Source organism: Streptomyces sp. SS7 (assembly GCF_037993025.1).
In the GTDB taxonomy this organism is placed as follows: domain Bacteria; phylum Actinomycetota; class Actinomycetes; order Streptomycetales; family Streptomycetaceae; genus Streptomyces.
Map to the genome: position 1 here is coordinate 8,514,395 of NZ_CP141223.1, position 24,221 is coordinate 8,538,615.

The 24,221-nt window shown below is 74.1% G+C and carries 16 protein-coding genes and 1 pseudogene; 7 read left to right on the forward strand and 10 right to left on the reverse strand.

The annotated features are described in order from the left end of the window. Positions 1–85: 85 nt before the first annotated feature. The 3 genes from U5640_RS39115 to dacB form a co-directional block, all read right to left on the reverse strand. Positions 86–1,390: a PP2C family protein-serine/threonine phosphatase gene (locus U5640_RS39115; RefSeq protein WP_340383961.1), complete on the reverse strand. Its 1,305-nt coding sequence runs from the start codon at positions 1,388–1,390 to the stop codon at positions 86–88. Positions 1,391–1,597: 207 nt separating this feature from the next. After that, positions 1,598–3,307, reverse strand: coding sequence for a sulfate permease (gene sulP, locus U5640_RS39120; protein ID WP_340383963.1), 1,710 nt, complete (start codon positions 3,305–3,307; stop codon positions 1,598–1,600). Positions 3,308–3,444: 137 nt separating this feature from the next. Beyond that, on the reverse strand, positions 3,445–4,806 hold the full coding sequence (gene dacB / locus U5640_RS39125; protein ID WP_340383966.1) for a D-alanyl-D-alanine carboxypeptidase/D-alanyl-D-alanine-endopeptidase: 1,362 nt from the start codon (positions 4,804–4,806) through the stop codon (positions 3,445–3,447). 190 nt (positions 4,807–4,996) lie between these two features. On the opposite strand from dacB, the gene U5640_RS39130 reads away from it, so the two are divergent. Together U5640_RS39130 and U5640_RS39135 are read left to right on the forward strand one after the other, a co-directional pair. Continuing rightward, the gene (locus tag U5640_RS39130; RefSeq protein ID WP_340383968.1) at positions 4,997–5,656 is read left to right on the forward strand and encodes a TetR/AcrR family transcriptional regulator C-terminal domain-containing protein; all 660 of its coding nucleotides are present in this window, start codon (positions 4,997–4,999) and stop codon (positions 5,654–5,656) included. Between the two features lie 8 nt (positions 5,657–5,664). Beyond that, the gene (locus tag U5640_RS39135) at positions 5,665–6,708 is read left to right on the forward strand and encodes a beta-eliminating lyase-related protein (protein WP_340383970.1); all 1,044 of its coding nucleotides are present in this window, start codon (positions 5,665–5,667) and stop codon (positions 6,706–6,708) included. 6 nt (positions 6,709–6,714) lie between these two features. Here the strand turns inward: U5640_RS39135 and U5640_RS39140 are convergent, their stop codons facing one another. The 5 genes and pseudogenes from U5640_RS39140 to U5640_RS39160 all read right to left on the reverse strand — a co-directional run bounded on the left by U5640_RS39140 (position 6,715) and on the right by U5640_RS39160 (position 13,049). Then, the gene (locus U5640_RS39140; RefSeq protein WP_340385603.1) at positions 6,715–9,126 is read right to left on the reverse strand and encodes a cellulosome protein; all 2,412 of its coding nucleotides are present in this window, start codon (positions 9,124–9,126) and stop codon (positions 6,715–6,717) included. Between the two features lie 24 nt (positions 9,127–9,150). After that, positions 9,151–10,212 (reverse strand): annotated as a pseudogene (locus tag U5640_RS39145) (LacI family DNA-binding transcriptional regulator); the annotation flags it as partial. Between the two features lie 30 nt (positions 10,213–10,242). Next, complete coding sequence (locus U5640_RS39150) at positions 10,243–10,818, reverse strand: hypothetical protein (RefSeq protein ID WP_340383971.1); 576 nt, start codon at positions 10,816–10,818, stop codon at positions 10,243–10,245. A gap of 103 nt (positions 10,819–10,921) precedes the next feature. Then, positions 10,922–12,478 (reverse strand): hypothetical protein, encoded by a 1,557-nt coding sequence (locus U5640_RS39155; RefSeq protein WP_340383972.1) that lies wholly within the window; start codon positions 12,476–12,478, stop codon positions 10,922–10,924. Positions 12,479–12,566: 88 nt separating this feature from the next. Further along, positions 12,567–13,049, reverse strand: coding sequence for a MarR family transcriptional regulator (locus tag U5640_RS39160; protein WP_340383973.1), 483 nt, complete (start codon positions 13,047–13,049; stop codon positions 12,567–12,569). A 167-nt stretch (positions 13,050–13,216) separates the two neighbouring features. Here U5640_RS39160 and U5640_RS39165 point away from each other — a divergent pair, with 167 nt between their 5' ends. Beyond that, positions 13,217–14,179 carry an alpha/beta hydrolase gene (locus U5640_RS39165; protein WP_340383974.1) on the forward strand — a complete coding sequence of 321 codons (963 nt, stop codon included), beginning with the start codon at positions 13,217–13,219 and terminating at the stop codon, positions 14,177–14,179. 9 nt (positions 14,180–14,188) lie between these two features. Here U5640_RS39165 and U5640_RS39170 read toward each other — a convergent pair whose 3' ends face one another. Further along, on the reverse strand, positions 14,189–16,345 hold the full coding sequence (locus U5640_RS39170) for a GH92 family glycosyl hydrolase (RefSeq protein WP_340383975.1): 2,157 nt from the start codon (positions 16,343–16,345) through the stop codon (positions 14,189–14,191). A gap of 235 nt (positions 16,346–16,580) precedes the next feature. Here U5640_RS39170 and U5640_RS39175 point away from each other — a divergent pair, with 235 nt between their 5' ends. From U5640_RS39175 to U5640_RS39190, 4 genes are all read left to right on the forward strand, one after another. Beyond that, positions 16,581–19,403, forward strand: coding sequence for a BTAD domain-containing putative transcriptional regulator (locus tag U5640_RS39175; protein ID WP_340383976.1), 2,823 nt, complete (start codon positions 16,581–16,583; stop codon positions 19,401–19,403). Then, positions 19,393–21,189: a BTAD domain-containing putative transcriptional regulator gene (locus U5640_RS39180; protein WP_340383977.1), complete on the forward strand. Its 1,797-nt coding sequence runs from the start codon at positions 19,393–19,395 to the stop codon at positions 21,187–21,189. Before U5640_RS39175 ends, U5640_RS39180 begins: the two co-directional genes overlap by 11 nt. Positions 21,190–21,277: 88 nt before the next feature. Further along, the gene (locus tag U5640_RS39185) at positions 21,278–22,159 is read left to right on the forward strand and encodes a helix-turn-helix domain-containing protein (RefSeq protein WP_340383978.1); all 882 of its coding nucleotides are present in this window, start codon (positions 21,278–21,280) and stop codon (positions 22,157–22,159) included. Positions 22,160–22,256: 97 nt separating this feature from the next. Beyond that, a complete protein-coding gene (locus U5640_RS39190) occupies positions 22,257–23,219 on the forward strand; it encodes an alpha/beta hydrolase (protein ID WP_340383979.1) in 963 nt (320 codons plus the stop codon). Positions 23,220–23,233: 14 nt separating this feature from the next. On the opposite strand, the gene U5640_RS39195 is transcribed toward U5640_RS39190, so the two are convergent. Continuing rightward, positions 23,234–24,187 carry a DUF1731 domain-containing protein gene (locus U5640_RS39195; protein ID WP_340383980.1) on the reverse strand — a complete coding sequence of 318 codons (954 nt, stop codon included), beginning with the start codon at positions 24,185–24,187 and terminating at the stop codon, positions 23,234–23,236. Between the last annotated feature and the right edge of the window lie 34 nt (positions 24,188–24,221).

Here is a 24,221-nt window from a genome sequence, read left to right on the forward strand (position 1 = left end):
AGAATCGACCAGAAGCGATCGGCCTCAGGTATGCTCAACCGACGGTAATGAACACGTCAAGATGGTCGACGGTCCCTGACGGGAATCAGCGCGCGGCCGGGGTGAGTTCGGCCAGCAGCAGAGTGCGGTCGTCGGTGCCGGGCGTGCCCGAGGGCAGTCGGAGGAGCCGTTCGCACAGCGCGGGCAGCGTGTCGGGGTCACCGGCGTCGGCGGGCCCGGCGACCGCCTCGTCCAGCGCCCGGGCCAGCCGTCCGATCTCCTGGTCTATGTCGGCCTCCCGCGACTCCACCAGACCGTCGCTGTACAGCGCGAGCAGGGCCGGTTCCGGCACGGTCAGCACCGTCGGCTCGTAACTGCCCGAGCCCAGACCGAGCGGCAGACCCGCCCCGGTCAGCGCCACCGGGGAGGTGCGTCCGTCCGGGCCGCGCAGCAGCGGTGGGGGATGGCCCGCCCCGACCAGCGAGCAGGTCCGCTCCCGTGCGTCCCACTCGGCGTACACACAGGTCGCGAACGAGGCCCCGGGCGTCTCACTGGCGAGCGCGTCGAGCCGGCGGATGACCTCCGCCGCCGGGATGTCCATCCCCGCGAGCGTGCGCAGGGCCGTCCGCAGCTGGATCATCGCCACGGCCGACTCCGGACCGTGCCCCATGGCGTCCCCGACGATCAGTCCGACCCGGTCGCCCGGCCGCCGCAGCACGTCGTACCAGTCGCCGCCGACCACACTGCCCCTCCCCGCGGGCAGACAGCCGTGCGCTATCCGGCACCCCTCCAGCTTCTGCGCCGGACCGGGCGGCATGCTGTCCCGGATCGCGAAGGCCATACGGCGTTCCCGCTCGTAGCGCCGCGCGTTGTCCAGGGCCACACAGGCGCGGGCGGCCAGCGCCTCCACGGCTGCCACGTCGACGGGCCGGAACGGCGCCCGCCCCGTACCGCGCGTGCAGGTCGTGAAGCCGATCGGGACGCCCCGCAGCCGCAGCGGGACGACCAGGAAGGACCCCACCCGCAGCAGATCGCCGCGGCGCGCCTCGCCGTCCCCGGCGGCCGTCAGCCGCTCGGCCGTGTACGGGTCCACCCGCTCCAGCACCTGCGCGTGCCCGGCCGTCAGGGCCTGCGCGTACGGCGTGTCGCGCGGGAAGGACACCATCTCCCCGACCGGCAGCGCCCTCTCCCAGTCCTCGGCGGCCCCGGGCCCCACCCGCAGCGCCAGCCGGCGCGCCTCGACGTGCGGGGCGTCCGAGGCCGGGGGCGCGTCCTCCTCGCGCCGCCAGCGCTCCAGGACGTACAGGGAGGCCGCGTCGCAGAATCCGGGTGTCAGCGCGTGCACGACATGGCTGCCGGTCAGCCGCAGATCGAGTTCCGAGCCGATGACGTCGGCCGCGGGCGAGAACACCGACCGGCGGGGCGAGGACAGGGGGTCGAAGGAGTCGGAGCCGCGGCTGTGCGGGTCGTTCCGCAGGGTCGTGCCTTTCGGGTGGGGCGGCCGCGTGGCGGGGACAACGGATCACCACGCGTAGTCGGCCACTATATGATGAAGCGTCAAGTCACGGAGCCGCATGGGAAGTTGACCCCGGTCCGGGGGGCCGGGATCCGGCCGAGGTCAGGACGGCTCCGCCCGGTCGGCCCGCCACTGCCGGTAGGCGGCCACCGCGGTGGGCAGCGTCGGGAAGATCAGCTCCTCGCCGACGGACCGCGTCAGACCGTAGGCGTCCAGGTCGCCCCGCAGGTCCTGCTTCACCCGCGCCAGTGCGAACACCACGCCACGCCGGTCGAGTTCACGGCGCAGCTCGTCGACCGCGTCCAGCGCGGTGATGTCCACCTCCACATTGGCCTCGGTGTTCAGCACGAACCACCGCACCGGATCCCGCTGCCCGTCCACCGCGGCCAGCGCCCGGTGCCGGAAGTTCTCCGCGTTGGCGAAGAACAGCGGCGAGTCGTACCGGTACACCAGCAGCCCCGGGACCGTGGCGGCCTGCGGATAGTCGTCCACGTCGTGCATCCCGGCGAGACCGGGCACCAGCCCCTCCACCGCGTCGTGCGGACGGGCCACCCGGGTCAGCAGTTCCGCGACCGACAGGCCGACGGCGACCAGCACGCCGTACAGGATGTCCAGAAGCAGCACACCGGCCAGACAGCCGAGGGACAGCAGCAGTTCACGGCGGCGGAAGGAGGCCAGTCGGCGGAAGCCCGCCAGGTCGATCATGCGCAGCGCGGCATAGACCACGAGCGCGCCGAGCACCGCCGACGGGGTGTCGGCCAGCAGCGGCCCCATGAAGAGCAGCACCGCGAGCACCACCGCCCCCGCGCACAGCGAGTACGCCTGGCTGCGGGCGCCGGCCGAGGAGGCGAGCGCCGTGCGGCTCGCGCTGCTGCTCACCGGGAATCCGTGCAGCACGCCCGCGCCCAGGTTGGCCGTGCCCAGCGCCAGGAACTCCTGGTCGGCGTCGAGCTCCGGGCCGTCCGACCCGGGCTCGGCGAAGGCGCGGGCGGTGAGCACGAAGTCGGTGTACGCCACCAGCAGCACGCCCACCGCGGGCAGGACGAGCCGCGGCAGGTCCGCCAGGTCCGGGAAGGACAGGCTCGGCAGGCCCGAGGGGATCTCGCCGATCACCTTCAGGTCGTAGCGCCCGTCCAGGTCGAACAGGGCCACCGCCGAGGTGGACAGGACCACCGCCAGCAGCGGGCCCGGAAGCCTCGGGAACCAGCGGGTCACGGCGAACAGCAGGGCGAGGACGCCGACCGAGAACAGCAGGGTGGCGAGGTCGAGGTCCGCGAGGTGCGTCAGGAACGACCACACCTGCGGGAAGAACTTCGACCCCGACGTCTCCACCCCGGTCAGCTTGGGCAGCTGGTCCACGATCATGATCAGCGCCACGCCCGCCAGGTACCCGATCAGGACGGGCCGGGACAGCAGGTCCGCGACGAAGCCCAGCCGCAGCGCCCACGCGGTGAGGCACAGCAGGCCCACGGTGACGGCCAGCGCGGCCGCCAGCACGGCGTAGCGCCCCGGATCACCGGCGGCCAGCGGGGCCACCACCGTGGCTGTCATCAGCGCGGTCGTCGACTCCGGGCCCACCGACAGCAGCCGCGAGGAGCCGAACAGCGCGTACAGGCCGAGCGCGGGCAGGATCGCCCACAGCCCGGCCACCGGCGGCAGCCCGGCCACACCCGCGTACGCCATCACCTGCGGCACCAGGTACGCCGCGACCGTCACCCCGGCGAGCAGGTCGCCGCGCAGCCACGCACGGCGGTATCCGGCCAGGACCGCGAGCCCGGGCAGCGGGCGCAACCTCGACGGGGCGGGCGACATGGCTCTCCTTCTGCGGACGCCTTCGGGAGCACCCCCGGGTGGGGTGCTCGCGACAGCATCGCAGGGCGTCGCCGCCGGGACGGGCGGCGGCTCCCGCGTGCCGCCCGTCGGCACGCGGGGCGCGGCGCCCCGGGCTCTTAGGCCCAGCAGCCGTTCACGGTCGCGGCGAGGCCGTCCATGGCGTCCTTGATGTCGCTCGGGTTGGCGGTGGAGCCGTTCTCGATGAAGGAGAACACCTTCCACTTGCCGTCCTTGCCCTGGGTGAGGCCGCTCAGCGCGATCGCCCCGGTCAGGGTGCCGGTCTTGGCGTGCACCTTGCCGACGGCGCAGCGGGAGTTCACGTCGTCGAAGCGGCCCCACTCCGGGCCGAGGGTGCTGCCGGCCTCGCCGGAGACGGGCAGTCCGTCCAGGACGGAGCCCAGGGTGTGCGTGTAGCGGTCCTGCGTCAGCAGCTCCAGGATCTCCGCGAGGGTGGCCGCGGGGATGCGGTCGGCGCGGGAGAGGCCGCTGCCGTCGTACATCTCGAAGCCGGTGAGGGACACGCCGTACCGCTCGCTCAGCACCTGGCGCACCACCGCGGTGCCGTCCTCGAAGGTGGCCGCGCGGCCCGCGCCGAGGGCGGTCATCCGCAGCAGCGTCTCGGCGATGTTGTTGTCGCTCTTCTTGAGCATCGTGTGGACGATGTCCGACAGCGGCGCCGAGGTGTGCCGGGCCACCGGCACGTCGTGCGTGCTCGCGGTGGCGCGGGTCACGGTCCCGTCGACGGTGACGCCGTTCGCGGCGAGCTGCCGGGCGAAGGCCTGCCCGGCGTCCAGGGAGGTGTCGTCGACGCCCTGCCCGTCGACGACGAGCGCGCGCACCGGGGCGACCGAGTCGGGGTAGTAGCCGGTGTTCCAGCCGTTGGCCAGGGTCGGCTCGGGGAAGAGGCTGTCGTCCACGGCGACCTTCACGGAAGTCAGGCCCGCCGCCTTGAGCCCGGCCACCGCGGTCTTCGCCAGCTCGGCGAGGTCGGCGGTGGTCAGGGTGCGGTCGCCGCCGCCGACGAGGGTCAGCGTGCCGTCGCCGTAGACGACGTTGGTGGTGAAGCGGTGGTCCGGGCCGAGGATCGTGAGGGCGCCGGTCGCCGTGGCGAGCTTGACGTTGGAGGCGGGCATCAGCGCGGTGGCGCCGTTGTGGTCCCAGAGGGTGGCGTCCGACTCGGCGTCCAGGACCACGCCGCTGACGTTGGAGCCCAGGCGGGTGTCGACGACACGGGTCCCGAGGTTGGTGACCATCTGCTGGTCGTCGGTGTCCAGCGTCGCGGTCTTGGCCGTGGTGCCGGTGTCCTTGCCGGCCGCGAAGGCCGAGGGTCCCGACAGAGCCACCGAGGCGACCGGCACGGCCAGGGCGAGCACGAGCGCCCGCCGCATGGCGGTGCCGTGCTCCCGGGGCTTGCGGTGCCGGCGTCGGCCGCCGGGCTCGAAGAGGTCGGCGGAGGTCTGCGTGGTCATGTCACTCATGCAGGTGCAGGTCTTTCTTGTGGGGGCCCTGTGCAGCGAACTCCGGCGCACACTACCCGAATTGATCGTCCGTTCGGGTGGCGGACGCGGGTCTGCCCGCGGGCGTGCCGGCCCGTGCCCCGGTGGACACCGCCGGCGGGCCGGTGCGGCCCTCTCGTCTTTCGGTACGCTGTACCGTACAGTGACCCGCATGCCCCGCCGCACCCCCGCCCTGGACCGGGCGACCCCGGACCGGATCGCCGAGACCGCCCTCCTCCTGATGGACGAGGACGGCCCCGAGGCGCTGACGTTCCGCGCCCTCGCCGCGCGGCTCGACATCTCGCTGGCCTCCCTCCAGCGCCGCTGCACCGATCTGTCCGGGCTGCTCGACCTCTGCCTGGACCACCTGGCCGCCCGCTTGCCCGAGCCCACGCCCGGCGGGGACTGGGCGAGGGCCACCGAGGCCCGGTTCACCGCGCTGTACCGGCTGCTGGTCGCCCACCCCGGGCTGCTCGTCCTGCGCGGCTCCCGCCCCTGGCTCGGTGAGAACCTGCTGGCCCGGCTGGTCGAGCCGCAGCTCGCCGACAGCCTCGCCGCCGGGATGACCGCCGAGGAGGCGATCGCCGCCTACCGCGGGATGTACCTGCTGACGCTCGGCAGCGCGAGCTTCGTCGACCACCGGGACCCCCGCTCCGCCCGCGCCCTCACCCGCGGCGCGCTCGCCGCCCTCGACCCCGAGGCGTTCCCGGCGCTGACGGGCCATCTGACCGAGACCGTGCGCGCGGTGACCGGGCACGACGTCTACTACGGCGCACTGCGCCGGCTGATCACGGCCGCCGACCCGGCCCGGGCCGCCACCGACACCCCCTGAGGACCTCCATGACCACTCCCGCACGCATCTTCAGCAGCGACAACACCGCCGGCGCCTCCCCGGAGATCGTCGAGGCCGTGACCCGGGCCGCCGCCGGCCAGGCCCGGCCCTACGGCGCGGACGACCTCACCGCCGGTGTCCGTCGCCGGCTGGGGGAGATATTCGAGCGCGAGGTCGACGTGCTGCTCGTCTCCTCCGGCACCGCCGCCAACGCCCTCTCCCTCGCCGCGCTCACCCCGCCCTGGGGCAGTGTGCTCTGCCACCGCGACAGCCACGTCAACAACGACGAGTGCGGGGCGCCCGAGTTCTACACCGCGGGCGCGAAGCTGGTCCCGCTCGGAGGCGAGGACGCCAAGATCGCTCCCGGCGACCTGCGGGCGGCCGTCCGGCACAAGGCGGGAGACGTGCACAGCGTGGAGCCCTCGGTGGTGAGCCTGACCCAGGCCACCGAGACCGGCGCCGTCTACACCCCCGACGAGATCGGGGCCCTGGGCTCGCTGACCCGGGAGGCCGGGCTGCGGCTGCACATGGACGGGGCCCGGTTCGCCGGGGCGGTCGCCGCGCTCGGCCGCACCCCCGCCGAGCTGACCTGGCGGGCGGGCGTGGACCTGCTGTCGTTCGGCGCGACGAAGAACGGCACGATGACCGCCGACGCGATCGTCGTCTTCGACCGCTCCCTCACCCCCGAGCTCTCCTTCCGCGCCAAGCGCGCCGGCCAGCTGGCCGCCAAGATGCGTTTCCAGGCGGCCCAGTTGGACGCCTATCTCGCCGACGGCCTGTGGCTGCGCAACGCGGCCCACGCCAACGCCATGGCGGCCCGCCTCCAGGACGGGCTGAAGGCGCTGCCCGAGGTGGGCCTGCTCGGCGTCGCGGACGCCAACATCGTCTTCTGCCGGCTCTCCCCGCGGATCACCGAGGGGCTCCTCGGCGAGGGGTACGTCTTCTACCACGACCGCTGGGAGCCGGGGGTGGCCCGCTTCGTCACGTCCTTCGCGACGACGGAGACGGACGTGGACGGCCTGCTGGAGGCGGTCCGCCGGTACGCGGGCTGACCGACCTCAGCCGACCACCCGGCCCACCTCGATCCGGGCGATGTCCGGGGCCGGCCCGGCCGCGCCCGTGATCGTCACCGTGTTCGCGCCCGCCGCCAGGTCGACGGGGACGGCCAGCGTCCAGAAGTCGTCCCCGCTCCAGGTGTTCTTGAAGGTCGCCCGCAGCGGGGCGCCGTCGCCCACCGAGAGGTGCGCCGTCCGCGAGACGACGTCCGTGTTGTAGGAGTGGCCGTTGTCGCGCCGGTCGTCGTGGGCGTAGTGCACGACCAGCAGATGACGGCCCGGCCGGGACACCTCCACCGGGAACCGGGCCGTCCCGCCACGGTCGCCGCCCAGCCCGGTGAGCCGCAGACCGCCGGGCGCGTGGGCGCAGTCGACGACCCGGGCCCCGTCCGCGAGGACGGCGGCGCCGGCCCCCAGGACCAGGACACCGTCCTCGCAGCCGTCACCGGAGACCTCCAGGGCACGCAGCGCGGCCCGCCCCGCCGTGGCGGTGACGCGGTTGTTGCCGGCCGCGAGGTACAGCCGCAGCGGCTGTCCGGGCGCCGCCGTCACCGTCGTGCCGTGCAGGGCGAGCTCCACCTCTGCCGAGGCGTGGGTGACGAGCGTGAAGTAGCCGTCGCGCGGGGCGTACACGTCGAAGACCGCCGCGTCGCCCGCGCCCAGCACGAGCGCGCCGGTGCCGGTCCCGGCCGACGAGGAGTAGTCGTACGACGGCGCACCGGCGGTCTCGGCCAGCGTCGCCTCGTACGTGGTGGACGGCGGACCCGTGCGGGCGGTCAGATCCAGGCGGTCGAGGGTCACTTCGCCGTCGCCCGCGGCGAGCGTGAGGACGTGGGTCCCCGCCGCCAGCTCCACCCGGAGCTCCTTGCGGCCGCCGTGGGCCGCGTTCTGGGTGGAGGGGTAGGTCACCGTGACCGGGGCGCCGCCGTCGACCGACAGCTGCTGGGTGGCGGGACCGCCGGACCCGTTGCCGTACAGGACGGCCAGGTCGTAGCAGCCGTCGGCCGGGACCGTCACGGTGAGGTCCACCCGGCCGGCGGGGGAGAGAAGCCCCTCGACGGTGCGGGTCCCGGAGGCCGCGTAGCCGCCCGCGTCGCTCACGGTGCCGTGGGTGCGGACCCGGCCGCCGGTGACGGCCGCCTCCTCGGCCTCGTACGAAGCCGACCAGGGGACGTCGGCGGGGGCCGGGGTGCCCCGGCCGGCCGGGGTGAGGACGATCCGGTAGGCGGACATCCGGCGCGCACCGTGCAGCGGCACGGTCACCGAGCCGTCGTCGGCCACCCGCACCCTGCTCCGCGCGAGCACCCGAGGCGCCGGGTGCGGCCCCTCGTACCCGGACCAGCAGGCCTCGGCCACGGTCGCGACGACGGTACGGCCGAAGACCGCCCGCGGCACGTTCCGTACGACGACCTCGGCGTCCCCCGTCGCACCGCCGAGCAGGACCTGGGCCTGGCGGCGGGCGGCGTCGAGGGAGGCGAGACCCTGGAGGGTGTCGACGGTGTGCGGCTCGGGCGGTGTCACCCGGACGGTGTCGCCGCTCAGTCCCGCGTACCAGCGGAAGAACCACCAGCCGCCGTTCGGGACGTTCATGCGCACCACGTTGCCGCTGAGATTGCCGGCGGTGTCCCAGTAGGCCTGCTGGGCGTACACCTTGTTCCGCTCGAACATGGCGACCCACTGCACCAACTGGCCCGGCACGGACAGGTCGCGCCGGTTGCCGTACTCGTCGATGCCGACCGTCAGCGGCGGGACGCCCGCTTCCCGCTCGATCGCACGGTATCCGTCGTAATGCTCCTGGAAGTCCCGCAGCGAGGAGGGGTCCAGCTCGTGCCAGGTCATCACCTGCGGCAGCACGTCCTCGCGCCGCGCGAAGGCGAGGAAGTCGGTCAACAGGCGTGCGTGGTAGGCGGCTTCGTTGGGCCCGGCGATCCGCGCCCCCGGGTGGAGCTCCCGGATGCGCCGGTACACGGTCCGCCAGTCCCGCAGGAACCGGTCCCGGCCCGCCGCGTACTCCGCCGGGTCGGCGGCGTCGAGGCCGTACCAGATCTGGTCGGGCTCGTTGAACGGGACGTAGACGAACCGGTCGCGGTCCGGGCGGGCCGCGATCTCCCGCACGATCCTCTCCACCCGGGCCAGGTGGTCGTCGATGCCCAGGTCCTCGTACGGCCACCGGGCGTAGTCGTCCTGGAGCAGCACCTGGATGTGGCCGCCGCCGTTGCGGAAGAAGGACTCCGCGACGGTGAGCGCGTCCCCGTTGGGGTGCTGGGCGCCGCCCTCCGGTTTCTGCGAGATGCCGGTGATCCGCAAGGGGGCGAGCACGGCGTCACCGGGGACCCCGTCGTCGCTGAGCCCGTACAGCGCGCCGTTCGCGCCGTGCAGCACCGGGCCCTCCGACGCGGCCAGGTCGACGGTCAGACGGTGCCGGACGGCGGCGGGTCCGGGCGGGGGCCCCGAGCTCTCCCGGACCACGAGCCGCGGTTCGTGGACGGGGTACGCCTGCGGCGGCACCGGCCGCTCGGGCGCCGTCTCCTCCAGCGCCGAGTGCAGCCGGGCGAACGCCGCCCGCCCCAGGCCGGCGAAGTCCAGCCGTACGGTGGTCAGTTCCGGGGTCAGGAAGGCGGCGTGCGGTGCGTCGTCGAACCCGGCCACGCTGACCTCGCCGGGAACCGCCCGGCCGCTCTCGTGCAGGGCGCGCAGCACCCCGAGCGCGAGGTCGTCGTTGCCGCACAGGACCGCCGTGACGGCCGGGTCCCGGGCCAGCCGGAGGCCCGCCGCATACCCGGCCTCCGGCCCCCATCCCCCGTGCAGGGGACGGGTGCGCGGTGCTCCCGCGTCCCGGAGGGCCTGCCGCCAGCCGCCGGTGCGCGGACCGGTGCGGTGGGCGCCGGAGGGGAGCGCGACGTAGTGGACGGTCTCATGGCCGAGGGAGAGCAGGTGCCGGGTCGCCTCGTAGGCCGCGCGGCGGTCGTCGGTCCACACCCAGGGCCGGCCGTCGCGAGGCGGACGCGCGGGCGTCTCGACCACCGCGACGAACGGCAGTCCGGGCGGCAGGCAGTCCAGCGCCCGTACCCCGGCGGGGTCGTAGGCGATCACGATCAGTCCGCCGCCGTTGTCCGCCGCCCGCCGCACCTCGGCGGCCACGGCGGCCTCCTCCGCCGACTCCAGGACCGCGATCCCGACGGAGTAGGAGGCGGCGCGGGCGGCCTCCTCGACGCCGCGCAGCACGGAGGCGTACCCGTAGTGGGTGGTGTTCGAGGTCAGCACGGTGACCGCTCTGCGCCGCCCGCTGGCCAGGGCGAACGCGGTGGGGTTGCGCCGGAAGCCCAGCGCCTCGACGGCGGCGAGCACCCGCTCCCGGGTGTCCGGGCTCACCCGTGGATGATCGTTGATCACCCGGGAGACCGTCTGGTAGGAGACTCCGGCGGCGGTGGCGACATCCCGGATGCTGGCGGGCCGCCCGGTGTGACCGGTCACATGCATGACGGGATTGTTACCGGTCACATGGGGGCCGTCAAGAGTGCCGCGGCCGGGCTACCAGGTGTGCGCGACGTCCACCACGAGATGGCCGTCGAGCTGGAGCACCCGGAAGGGGAGCCGGGCCCGTACGCCGAGTCCGAACTGGGTCTGCCCCTCGAAACTCCCGCCGAAGCGGGTGTCGCGGAAGGTGCGGTAGCCGGTGAGGTCCACCCCGGGCAGGCGCTGTCCGGTCCGGCCGGAGTAGGTGGCCGCACCGGTGTCCGGGTCGTAGGCGGGCGCCCGCACGACGACCTCCAGGATCGCGCCGCCGCCCACCGGGATGACCTCGCCCGACGGGTCCCCGATGAACCGGTCGACGTAGTGGACGGAGTACCCGAGCTGGGCGGCCGTGGCGTCCGGGACGTCGACGACGAACCGGTCGTAGCAGTCGTGGCGGCCGGTCCTGACGTCGGTGATGTACTCGCCCGAGGTGCTGGCCCAGCTCGTCCTGCCGAGGCTGCCCCAGCCGGTCGGGCAGGCGGCCGCCGCCCGGGGAGCGGCGGCCGGGGCGGCCACGGCCGGAACCGCGGCCGCGCCCAGCGTGGCGGTCAGCAGGAGCGCGGTCGCCCAGACGGTCTTGCTTCGTACCATCTTGTTCCCCCAAGGGTGTGAGTGTCTGGTATCAGGGGAGACAGCCTGGTTGGCCCGATGGTTGCACGCGCTTTTCGGAAGTGGAGAGATTCCGCTTTCTGCGCTACGACAGCCGGGTGGTGGTGTAGGCGCACTCCGTGTAGATGTACCCGGGCTCCAGCTTGGCGGTGTCCGAGGCGGGCGAGGCGAGGCTGTCGCCGTTCGGCTTGTGCACGAAGTACGTGGTGCCGGCCGGCAGGCTGATCGTGTGCTCGGGGTAGTTCTTGTTCGCGTTGCACGGCTTGAAGCCGATCGAGAGCGTGTCGGCGAAGGTGTACGCCTTGCAGCTGCCGCAGCCCTTGAGCTTGAAGCTGCCGGTCACCGGGCCCGTGTACATGACCGTGATGTCGTCGGGGCTGTCGTTCTGGACGGTCACCGAGATGCTGCCGCCGGAACGGGTCGTGGGCAGCTTCTTGCCGGCCGCCGGCACCGTCTGGGCGACCTCGGCGGCGATCGCGATCTTCTTCGCCAGCGCCGCGTTCTTGGCGCTCTTGTGGGCGGAGGCGTACTCCTCCATGGTCGTCTGCGCCTTGTCGAAGTCCCCGTCCCGGTACTGGTCCACGCCGCAGTTGTACGTGCCGGTGTCGGCGCTGCCGGAGGCCCGGTCGGCGTCCTTGGCCAGCGCGCCGGTGACGGCGCCGTCCTCGGCCGAGATGGTCTGGATCTGGCCGCTGAGGGTCTTGAGCTGCTCGACCGCCGTGCACGGGTCGCTGCCGCTCAGCCCCTTGACCTTCGCGGAGACGGCCGAGCCCACGGCCGGCTCGACCTTGGCGGCCTGTGCCGAGTCGGGGAACGTGGTGAGCAGCTCGTCGAACTGCGAGGCCCAGGTGGCCTGCCCGCTGGTGAGACCGGCCGAGGCGCACTCGTAGAGCGAGGTGGCCAGCCGGTCGTCGGGCCAGGTCTTGAGGTCGCTCAGGTCGGTCTCGGGCATCTTCTTCGGAACCGACCGCAGATAGTCGAGCGGGGCGATCGCCTCGCAGTAGTCGCCCTTCTCGTAGACGGCTCCGACGGTCGCGTAGTACGTCTTCATCCGCGCCGGCACCTTCGCGGCCGCCCGCGAGTCGGGGTGGTCGGCGCTCAGGTTCTCGTAGACCTCCAGTGCCTCGCGGTAGTCGGACTGCGCCGAGGAGAACGCCCGCTCGCCGGCCGCCTCCACCTGCCGGTCGGCCCGGTCCAGCCGGTCGAGGAGCATCTGCTGCGTCGCCTCGTCCCGCGCCCCGTCGTACGCCACGACACCGCCGGCCGGCGCGACCAGCAGCACCAGTCCGAGGGCGAGCGCCAGCGGCGCGGACGGCGGCCAGGCGAGCCGGGTCCGCAGGCCCACGACGGCGCCGTGCGCCGCCGCCGCGACGAGGAGCAGGACGTACAGCACCAGCGCGAACACCGGCACCCCGTCCGGGTCGGCCGGCAGCGCCACGAACAGCAGGACGGCGGTCGCGGCCAGACTCGCCAGCATCGGCACCCAGCGGCGCACCAGCGCGTAACCGAGGCCGAGGCCGCTGAGGTTGAGCACCGCCACGGCCACGGCCCGCACCCCGTCCGCCGGCGCGGGCGGCGGCGCCACCGGCATCGGCGGCATGACGAATCCCTGGTCGTATCTGCCGTACTGGTCCCCGGACATGGCGGCCTCCCCCGTCAAATGCGCGCACGTAGCTCTGATTTGTCAGTCTATCGGGGGAGGAAGAGGCACCGACAGGCCGTTTACGGGTTCAGGGGTGCGTGACGTTCGCCGTCACCAGGCGCAGGAGCTCCTTGGTGAGGGCGTCCTGTTGCGGGGTGAGGCCCATGGCGTCGCCGATGGCGAGCGGGACGCCGCTCGCGCGCTCGCGCAGGCGGGCGCCGGCCCCGGTGAGGCGCAGGGCCACCGAGCGCTCGTCGTCGGGGCGGCGCTCGCGCAGCAGCAGCCCCTGCGACTCCAGGCGCTTGAGGAGGGGGGAGAGGGTGCTGGACTCCAGCTGGAGCGCGGTGCCCAGCTCACGGACGGAGAGCGAGTCGCGCTCCCAGAGCGCCAGCATCACGAGGTACTGGGGGTAGGTGAGGCCCAGCTCGTCCAGCAGCGGACGGTAGCGGGCCGTGACCGCGCGGGACGCCGCGTAGAGCGCGAAGCAGAGCTGGTCGTCCAGGAGCAGGGACCCCTCGGCCGTCGCGGCGGCTTCGTGCCCTGCGCCGGTCCCGGTGTCTGCGCCGGTCATGGGGCACCACCCTCTCTTTGAAGTCCTCCCGATTCTATCGTCGCCAAAAGGATCGAGGGCGAATTGGTTGTGCACGACTTAATCGCGCGCTACCGTTCCGGATGTGCCGCACGTCCCCCCGGACTACCGTCGGGAACTGCCCGCGGCACCCGACCGAGGAGGTCGTCATGACCGACACCACCGCCCAGCGCCCCGTGCTCGAAGCCGCTGCTCAGTCCTTCGTCGAGGCGACGGCGAACCCGCCGTATCTGTTCGACCTGGGTCCTGTCGAGGGGCGGAAGGCGGTCGACGAGGTGCAGTCGGGTGATGTGGTCGTGCCGGTGGTGGAGGAGGAGTGGGTCACGGTGGGTGGTCCGGCGGGGGGTGTGCGGGTGCGGATCGTGCGTCCGGCCGGTGTGGAGGGGGTGTTGCCGGTCGTTTTGTACATTCATGGTGCGGGGTGGGTGTTCGGCAGTGCGCATACGCATGACCGGTTGGTGCGTGAGCTGGCGGTCGGTGCGGGGGCCGCGGTGGTCTTTCCGGAGTACGGCCTGTCGCCGGAGGTGCGGTATCCGGTGGCGATCGAGCAGAACTTCGCGGTGGCGCGGTGGGTGGTGGAGGAGGGTGCTTCGAAGGGGCTGGATGCTTCGCGGATGGCGGTGGCGGGGGATTCGGTGGGCGGGAACATGAGTGCGGCGTTGACGCTGATGGCGAAGGAGCGGGGTGGTGTTCCGCTGGTGCTGCAGGTGTTGTTCTATCCGGTGACGGATGCGTCGTTCGACACGGCGTCGTATCACCAGTTCGCGGAGGGGTATTTCCTGCGGCGGGACGGGATGCGGTGGTTCTGGGACCAGTACACGGCCGACGAGGGTGAGCGGGCGCAGATCACGGCGTCTCCGCTGCGGGCCACGGTGGAGCAGCTGAGGGATCTGCCCCCGGCGCTGGTGATCACGGGTGAGGCGGACGTCCTGCGCGACGAGGGCGAGGCGTACGCGAACAAGCTGCGCCAGGCCGGTGTCCCCGTCACGGCCGTCCGCTACCAGGGCATCATCCACGACTTCGTCATGCTGAACGCCCTGCGCGGGACGCAGGCTGCCGAGGCGGCCATCACCCTCGCCGTCGGCACCCTGCGCGACGCCCTGCACCGGTGAGTTCGGCGGTCACGGGGCCGAGAGGCTGAAGGTCAGCGCGCCGCCCTTCGCGGGGAAGGAGTCGGGCAGCCAACGGGGGTCCGTGGGACGCCCGTCGAGACGGACCTCGCGGACACGGGAGTGGGTGTCCGAGGCCTGCGGGGCGACGACGGTGATGGTCACGCCGTTGCCCCGGCGGATCTGGGCGAGCGGGAAGAGCGGACTGGCCAGCGCGAGTTGGGAGCTGCCCGGGACCTGGGGGTACATACCGAGGGCGGCCCAGACGGCCCAGGAGGACATGGCGCCGAGGTCGTCGTTGCCGACCAGCCCGTCGGGGCCGTCCCCGAACAGCGTGGTGAGGATCGCCCGCACGGTGTCCTGGGTGCGCTCGGGCCGCCCCAGGTAGTCGTAGGCCCAGGGCGTGTTGAAGGACGGCTCGTTGCCGAGGTAGGCGTACGGCCGGTCGGCGCCCGCGTTGTACTCGGTGAAGAACGTGTCGAGGCGGGCGGCCGCGGCCGCCTCGCCGCCCATCGCAGCGAACAGGCCGGGCAGGTCGTGCGGCACCATCCAGGTGTACTGGGCCGCGTTGCCCTCGACGTAGTCCCGGCGCTGCGTCGGCCTGAACGCCGGCCAGCTGCCGTCGGCGCGGCGGGGCTGGAGGTAGCCGCTGCCGGGGTGGAGCAGGTTGCGCCAGTTGCCCGAGGCGCGCTCCAGCGCCTCCCGCGTCTCCGTGTCGCCGAGCCGGCCGGCCAGCCGGGCGAGGGCCGCGTCGGACACCGCGTACTCCAGGGTGGTGGCCGCCGCGCCCCAGACGCCCTTCGTCCCGGCGGGGATGTAGCCGAGCGTGTCGTAGTACGTGTGCCCGGGGCGCTGCCGGTCGTCCCGGCGGCCGGCGACGGCCGTGCGCAGCAGTTCGCCGGCCTCGAAATCGGTGCCGCCGAAGGCGTGGACGGAGGCCGCCATGGCGGGCAGCGGGTCGCCGACCATCACCCCGGTGCCGCCGTTGGCGAGCGTCCAGCGGTCGAAGTAGCCGCCCTGGCGGCCCTGTTCCAGGATGGACTGGGCGACGTCCGAGGCCTCGCGCGGCGCCAGGAGCGCCAGCAGCTGGATCTGGGAGCGGTACACGTCCCAGCCGGAGAAGTTCGCGTACTGCACATGCCCGGGCCGGGTGCGGTGGACCAGGCCGTCGAAGCCCCGGTAGCGGCCGTCGGCGTCGCTGAAGGCGCCCGGGTGCAGCAGCGAGTGGTACAGCGCGGTGTAGAACATCCGGCGCCGCGGTGCGCTGCCGCCGGCCACGGTGATCCGGCCGAGCCAGCCGTTCCACTCCCGGCGGGCGGCCCGCCGTACCGCCTCCAGCGTGCGGCCGCGCTGCTCGGCGAGCGTGTTGCGGCGGGCGGCCTCCTCGTCGACGAAGGAGATGCCGACCCGTACGGTCACCTCGCGGGTGCCGGGCGCGAACGACACGTACGCCCCGGACGTCCGCCCGTCCAGCGGCTCGCTGTGCGCGAAGGGCCGGTCGAACTCCGCGTGGAAGTAGAGGCGGTAGCGCACGGACGAACCGCAGAAGCCGCCGCTTTCGGTGAAGCCGGACAGGGTCCGGGTGCCGACGGTGACCTCGCCGGTGGCCTTGTTCCAGGCCCGCCCGGCGTCCACGGTCAGGCCGGCCGGCTCCCGGGCGTCCGCCGGGAAGGTCAGCCGGGCGACACCGGACCGGCGGGTGGCGGCGATCTCGGTGCGGATACCGTTGTCGAAGTCGACCCGGTAACTGCCCGGCGCCGCCCGCTCGGCGGCATGCGAGAACGTCGCGTACCGCGCCTCCGGGTCGTCGGCGGGCCGGCCCGTCAGCGGCATGAACGGTACGTTCCCGTAGTCGCCGCAGCCCGCGCCGGACAGATGGGTCAGGCTGAAGCCGCTGATGCGGTCGTCGCCGTAGGCGTAGCCGCCGAACTGGCGGGTGACCGTGTCCGGGCTCCACTGGATGCCGCCCAGCGGTGCCGAGGCACCGGGGAAGGTGTTCCCGCCGCCGCCTCCGTGGCCCCAGTCCACCCCGCCCGGCTCCGTGCCGACGAAGGGGTTGACGTAGCGGGCCGGGTCGGCGAGGGACGGCAGGGGCGTGCCACCGGCCCGCGCGGGCGGGGCCAGCAGCACGACCGCCGCCACGGCGGCCCCGAGAGGTGACAGACGCAATGAGATCTCCTTGCTCGCGGGAGGCCGGCGGAGCGCACGGCAGGGGAGACGCCCACTGTCACCGGGCCGGGCGCGCGCACCGAGGCGCCGTGCCGGACGACACCCGGAAGTCAGGCACACGGCGCAGTCCCGGCCGACGCCGGTGAACAGGGCGGACGTCCGGTTCGTAACTCTGGGTGACACCGTTGCTGACGTAAGGTCGGAGCGGGGGCAGGACGGAAGGGGAGGGGATCGCGTGCCGCCGGAGCCGGTGCGGTTCATGGTGCTGGGTGCCCTGCGGGTGCACCGGGGGGAGACGGAGCTGGACGTCGGCGGGCCGCAGGAGCGCGCCTTCCTGGCGCTCCTGCTGGCCGCAGCGGGACAGCCGGTCGCCCTGAGCGAGATCGTGGACGTGCTGTGGGGCGCGGAGCCGCCGCGCAGCGCGGTCAACGTCGTCCGGCGGCACGTGGGTTCGCTGCGCCGCCTGCTGGAACCCGGGCTCCCCGCCCGCGCCGAGGGCAGCCGGCTGCTCCGGGACGCCGGCGGCTACCGCCTGGTCACCGACGGTGACCAGGCCGACCTTCCGCGGTTCCGCGCGCTGCGCGAGACCGCCCGGCACAGCACGGACACCGCACCCGCCGAGGCCACCGAACTCCTCACCGAGGCACTGCGGTTGTGGCACGGGCCGATCGGCGACGGCATCCCCGCGCCCGCCCGCAGCCACCCCCTGTTCGACGCGATCGAGCGGGAACGGCTGGCGGCCGCCCGTGAGCTGGCCGACGCCGCCCTGCGCGCCGGACGGGCGGAGCGGGCCCTGCCGCCCCTGCGCCGGGCCGCCGCCGACCATCCGCTCGACGAACCCGTCCACGCCGGCCTCCTGCGGCTGCTCGCCGCGGCCGGTCACCGCACCGAGGCCCGCACCGTCTACGAGACCGTGCGGGCCCGGCTCGCCGAGGACCTGGGGATCGACCCGGGCCCCGAACTCACGGACGCCCACGCCGCCCTGCCCGGCGAACCCGCCGCGACCGGCGCTCTCCCGCACGTCGTCCCGTCGCAACTGCCGTACGACCTGCCCCTGTTCATCGGACGGGAGACCGAACTCGACGAGGTGCTCGCCCTGTTCGACACGGGACGACCCCGTCCCGGGACCGTGGTGATCGGCGCCGTCGGCGGCATGGCGGGCGTCGGCAAGACCACTCTCGCCGTGCACTGGGCGCACCGGATCGCCGACCGGTTCCCCGACGGGCAGCTCTATGTGAACCTGCGCGGCTTCGACCCCTCCGGCGCGGTCATGGAACCGGGGGAGGCCGTCCGCGGATTCCTCGACGCCCTCGGCGTGCCCCCCGAACGCGTCCCGCACACGACGGCCGCGCAGAGCGCGCTCTACCGCAGCACCCTCGCGGGACGGCGGGTCCTCGTCGTGCTCGACAACGCCCGCGACACGGAGCACGTGACACCGCTGCTGCCCGGCTCGCCCGGCTGTCTCACCCTCGTCACCAGCCGCGACGAACTGCCCGGCCTGGCCGCCGCGCACGGGGCCCGCTCCCTGGTCCTGCACCCCTTCGACGAGGACCGGACCCGAGCCTTCCTCGTCCGCCGGCTCGGCGCGGCACGGGTGGCCGCCGAGCCGCGCGCCGCCGACGAGATCGGCGCCCTGTGCGCCGGGCTGCCCCTCGCCCTCGCCTGCGTCGCCGCCCGCGCCGCAGCCCACCCCCACTTCCGGCTCGCCGACATCGCCGGCGAACTGCGCGAGGCCCACGGCAGCCTCGACGCCTTCGCCCGCGCCGACGCCTCCGTCGACGTCGGCACGGTCTTCTCCTGGTCCACGGACGCCGTGTCCCCCGACGCGGCCCGCCTCTTCCGGCTGCTGGCCCTGCACCCCGGACCCGATCTCACCCTCCCGGCCGCGACCGCCCTCGCGGGCCTGACGGAGCGCCGCACCCGCCGCCTGCTCGCCGAACTGACCGGCCTGCACCTCGTCACCGAGCACAGCCCCGGCCGCCACTCCCTCCACGATCTGCTGCGCGCCCACGCCGCCGAACTCCTCGACGCGCACGAGACCGAGACCGAGCGGGAGGCGGCCCTGGACCGGCTCCACCACCACTATCTGCACACCGCGCACACCGCCGACCGCCTCCTCGCCCCCACCTCCGACCCCCTGACCCCACCGCCCGCACCCGAGGGCGCCCGGCCCGAACCGCTCGCCGACGACCACCACGCCCTGGCCTGGCTCACCGCCGAACACGCCGTCCTGCTCGCCGTCGTGACCGCCGCCGCCTCCGGACGGCCCGCGCGCGCCCGCCTCGCCTGCCACCTCGCCTGGTCCCTGGAGCCGTTCTTCGACCGGCGCGGCCACTGGCACGACGCGCTCGGCGCACAGCGCACCGCGCTCGGCACCGCACGGCGGCTCGCCGACCCCGTCCTCCTCGCCCGCGGACTGCGCGGACTGGCCCGCATCGAGGGCCGCCTCGGCCTGCACACCCGCGCCGTCCCCCGCCTCGAACAGGCCCTCGGCCTCTTCACCGCACTGGGCGACGACACCGGCCGCGCCCACACCCACCGCAGTCTCGGCTGGGAGTGCGACCAGCGGGGCGACCTGCCCGGCGCCCTGCGCCACAACCAGCACGCCCTCGCCCTGTTCCGCGCCCTCGGCGACCGCGCGGCCCAGGCCAGCGTCCTGAACTCGGTCGGCTGGTACCACGCCCGGCTCGGCGCGTACCGAGCGGCGCTGACGCACTGCCACGAAGCCCTGCACATGCTCCAGGACCTCGGCGACCGGTACGGCCAGGCCACCACCTGGGACAGCATCGCCTACGCCCACCACCACCTCGGCCGCCACCCGCACGCCCTCCTCGGCTACCGCAACGCCCTCACCCTGCTGCGGGACCTCGGCGTGCCGTACCTGGAGGCCGACATCCTCACCCGCGCCGGGGACACCCACCTCGCCCTGGGCGACCGAGCGGCGGCCCACGAGGCGTGGACGCGGGCACTGGCCCTGCTCCGGGAGCTCGGCCACCCCGACGCGGACGCGGTCGAGACGCGTTTGAGGTGCGGGGAGGGACGGGCCGGTGCCTGCTGAACCGATCCGGTTCCAGGTCCTCGGGCCCGTCCGGGTCCGGCGCGGCGCACAGGAACTCGACCTCGGCTTCCCCCAGCAGCGCGCCCTGCTCGCCCTGCTCCTGCTGCACACCGGCCGGACCGTGCCGACCGGTGAGATCCTCGATGCCCTGTGGTCCGTACGGCCGCCCGCCAGCGCCCCGAACGTCGTACGCCGCTACGCCGCCGCCCTGCGCCGCCTCCTGGAACCCGGACTGCCGCCCCGCGCCCCCGGCAGCCGTCTGCTGCGCCGCACCGGCGGCTACCTCCTCGCCGCGGAGCCGGACGAGGTCGACCTGCTGCGGTTCCGTGAACTCACCCGGCAGGGCAAGCGGGCCGCGGCCACCGGACGGGCCGAGACGGCGGCCCACCGCTTCGTCCGGGCGCTGGAGGAGTGGCGCGGCCCGCTGGCGATGGGCATCCCCGAACCCGTCCGCGCCCACGTCCACTTCACGGCCGTCCACCGTGAACTCCTCGACACCGCCCGCCTCGCGGCCGACGCCGCCCTGCTGTCCGGCCACGCCGACCAGGTCCTGCCCGCCCTGCGCGAGGCCGCCGCGCGCGAACCCCTCGACGAGCCCCTGCACGCCCGTCTCGTGCTCGCCCTCGCCGCCGGCGGCCTCCAGGCGGAGGCGCTTCGCACGTACGACGGCATCCGCCGCCGACTCCTCACCGACCTCTCCCTCACCCCCGGCCCGGAACTGACGGCCGCCCACACCCGCGTCCTGCGCCAGGAGGTGCGCCGCTCGGGAACCGCGGGCCACGGCAGACCGCCGGGCGGGACCGTGCCGCCCTCCCGCCCGGACCTCTTCGTGGGGCGGGAGGACGAGTCGGCGCGGCTGACGGAGCTGGCACGGGGCTCGGGCGTGCTGCTCGTCGGCGGGATGCCCGGGGTGGGCAAGAGCGCCCTCGCCGCGCGCTGGGCGCACCGGGCGGCAGCCCGGTACCCGGACGGCCGGCTGGAGGTGGACCTGCGCGGCTCCGACCCCGGCCGGCCCGCGCTCGAACCCGGCGAAGCCCTGGGGGAGTTGCTGACCGCCCTCGGGGTGACCGGCCGGCGCATGCCCGACGGTGTCGCCGCCCGGAGCGGGCTGTACCGCACGCTGCTGGCGGAGCGCCGCGCCCTCGTCGTGCTCGACGACGCCCTCGGCACCGAGCAGTTGCGCCCGCTGCTGGCCGCCGCACCGGGCTGTCTCACCCTCGTCATCAGCCGCAACGCCCTGCCCGGTCTGGTCGCCGCGGGTGCCCGCCCGCTCCGGCTCGAGCCGCCGTCCGACGCGCACGCCCACGCCATCCTCGCCCGCCGCGCCGGCCCCGCGCGGACCGCCGCCGAACCGACGGCCGCCGCCGAGATCGTCGCCCACTGCGACCGGCTGCCGCTGGCCCTCGCGGTCGTCGCCGACCGGCTCACCGGCCACCCGCACCTCTCCCTCGCCGCCGTCGCCGCCGAACTGCGCGCCGCGCACGGCGGCCTGGACGCCCTGTCCGCCCTGCGCCCCGCCCTCCTCGCCTCCTACCACCGGCTGCCGGACGACGGAGCGCAGCTCTTCCGGGCGCTGTCCCTGCACCCCGCACACCCCATCACCCCGGCGTCGGCCGCGGCCCTCACCGGAGCGCCGCCCCGCACGACCCGCCGCCTGCTCGGCCTCCTCGCCGAGGCCCACCTCCTCGCCGAGCCCGCACCCGGCCGCTACACCCTGCACGGCCTGCTGCGCGCCCTGGCCGCCGAACTCACCCGGACCGCGGAGGCCGATGTGCCGGGCCGGTAGCCGGAGCCGTGCCGGCGATACGGCTCGCACCGCGCCCGCACCCCACTGTCACTCTTTTTGCACATCCGCCGACCTACCGTCCCGGCACGTGACCACCATCTTCACCGTCCGTACGCCCCTGGGCGTCGAGATCCTCACCCGGGAACACGGCGAGGAGCCGCACAGGCCCCTGCCCGCCGAGGGCCGCCCGCAGCCCGCGCACCGGCTCCGCGCCCGGACCACCGGCGAGTACCTCTTCGTGGGCCTGCGCGGCGGCACGGCGGAGCCCGCTCCCGAGCCCCTCACCCTCCCCCTCATCCCCGGGGACATCTGCTTCTACGACGTCCGCCACGCCCCCGTCCTGGACTTCCCCGAGCGGTTCCGGGCCACGGTGTTCCTCGTGCCGGCCGATCTGCTGGGGCTCACCGAGGCCGAGGCCGCGCGGATCACCCGCACCCCCGTCGACCGTGCCTCGCGCCTGGGCACGCTGCTCTCCCCGCTCCTGTCCGACCTCGCCCGCGCGGCGGCCGAGGCACGCCCCCCGGTCGGCGAGATGCTCGCCTGGAACGCCGTGAACCTTCTGTCCACCCTCGCCGTGGAGCAGCTCGGCGCGCGTACCCCCGATCCGGCGTCGCCCCGTTCGGCGGTGCTCACCCGCGTCCTGGAGTACATCGAACTGCACCTGACCGATCCGGAGTTGTCGCCGGAGGCGATCGCCCGCGCCCACCACGTCTCCGTGCGCTACCTGCACAAGCTGTTCAAGGACGAGGGCACCTCCGTGGGCCGCTGGATCCTGCGCCGCCGACTCGACGAGTGCCGGCGCGACCTGGTGCGCCACGGCCGCGGCAGCCGAACCATCGCGGCGGTGGCCGCCCGCTGGGGCTTCCTGAGCGCCACCCACTTCAGCCGGGTCTTCCGCGCTGCCTACGGCATGTCCCCCAGCGCATGGCGCGACACCGCTGCCCGCGCCGACCGCCGCCGTGCGCTGTGAGGACACCGCCCGTGCGCTCGCGGGCAACGCGCGGCGCCCCGGCGGATCTAGCGTCCGTGAGCAGAACACCGCACATCCCGACCCAGCAGGAGATGCCATGTCCGACGCCGTAGAGCCGGTCGTGCCGGTGCTCGAAGCCGCTGCTCAGTCCTTCGTCGAGGCGACGGCGAACCCGCCGTATCTGTTCGACCTGGGTCCTGTCGAGGGGCGGAAGGCGGTCGACGAGGTGCAGTCGGGTGATGTGGTCGTGCCGGTGGTGGAGGAGTGGGTCACGGTGGGTGGTCCGGCGGGGGGTGTGCGGGTGCGGATCGTGCGTCCGGCCGGTGTGGAGGGGGTGTTGCCGGTCGTTCTGTACATTCATGGTGCGGGGTGGGTGTTCGGCAGTGCGCATACGCATGACCGGTTGGTGCGTGAGCTGGCGGTCGGTGCGGGGGCCGCGGTGGTCTTTCCGGAGTACGGCCTGTCGCCGGAGGTGCGGTATCCGGTGGCGATCGAGCAGAACTTCGCGGTGGCGCGGTGGGTGGTGGAGGAGGGTGCTTCGAAGGGGCTGGATGCTTCGCGGATGGCGGTGGCGGGGGATTCGGTGGGCGGGAACATGAGTGCGGCGTTGACGCTGATGGCGAAGGAGCGGGGTGGTGTTCCGCTGGTGCTGCAGGTGTTGTTCTATCCGGTGACGGATGCGTCGTTCGACACGGCGTCGTATCACCGGTTCGCGGAGGGGTATTTCCTGCGGCGGGACGGGATGCGGTGGTTCTGGGACCAGTACACGGCCGACGAGGGTGAGCGGGCGCAGATCACGGCGTCTCCGCTGCGGGCCACGGTGGAGCAGCTGAGGGATCTGCCCCCGGCGCTGGTGATCACGGGTGAGGCGGACGTCCTGCGCGACGAGGGCGAGGCGTACGCGAACAAGCTGCGCCAGGCCGGTGTCCCCGTCACGGCCGTCCGCTACCAGGGCATCATCCACGACTTCGTCATGCTGAACGCCCTGCGCTCGACCCACGCCGCCGAGGCGGCCATCACCCTCGCCGTCGGCACCCTGCGCGACGCCCTGCACGTCTGACCCGCGGACCCACGTCACGGCGTGGGAGGGCCCTGCCGGCGACGCCGTACGAGGTCCTCGGCGGCCCCCGGCCAGACCGGGTGCTCGAAGGTGAAGCCCGCGGCGAGCAGCCGCCCGGGGGCGACACGCCGGCTCTTCAGGAGCAGTTCGGTGTCCGAGCGCAGGGCGAGGGCGCCCAGCTCCGCCATCCACCTCGTCGCCGGGAGCCCCACCGGGACGCCCCACGCCGAGCGCAGCGCCCGCATGAAGGCGCGCTGCGGCAGCGGCGCGGGCGCGGCGAGGTTCACCGGTCCGGCGAGGTCGTCGCGCGCGACGAGGAACTCCACGGCGCGCACGAAGTCCCGGTCGTGGATCCACGACACGTACTGGGCGCCGCCCGCCACCGGTCCGCCCAGCCCCAGCCGGGCCAGCCAGGACATGACGTCGAACACCCCGCCCCGGTCCGGGCTCATCACCATCGCGGAGCGCAGCGCCACCTTACGGGTGTGCGGGACGGCGGCCGTCTCCAGCTCCCGTTCCCAGGCGGTGGCGATGTCGACGCTGTAGGCCCAGTAGCCCGGCACGTCGGGCTCGTGACCGCCGATCACCCCGGTGTCCTCGTCGTGGGCCGCGTCGAAGCGGTGGGTGTAGATCGTGGCGGTGCTCATCTGGAGCCAGACCTTCGGCGGCCGGGCGGCGGCGGCGATCGCCTCGCCCACGACCCGCGCCGAGTCCACCCGGGAATCCATCATGGCCTTGAGGTTCTCCGGGGTGTAGCGGCAACTGACGCTGCGTCCGGCCAGATTGAGCACGACGTCACTGCCGTCGATCTCCTCGGACCAGGCCCCCCGGGTCCGCCCGTCCCACGGCACCTCGCCCGGCCCGGACGGCCGCCGGCTCAGCACGACGACCTCGTGCCCGGCCGCCGTCAGGGCCCGGCGCACCACGTTTCCCACTTGCCCGGTCCCCCCGGGCACCACGAACTTCACGAGCAGGCTCCCCTCACCGTGTGCCAGGAAGCCT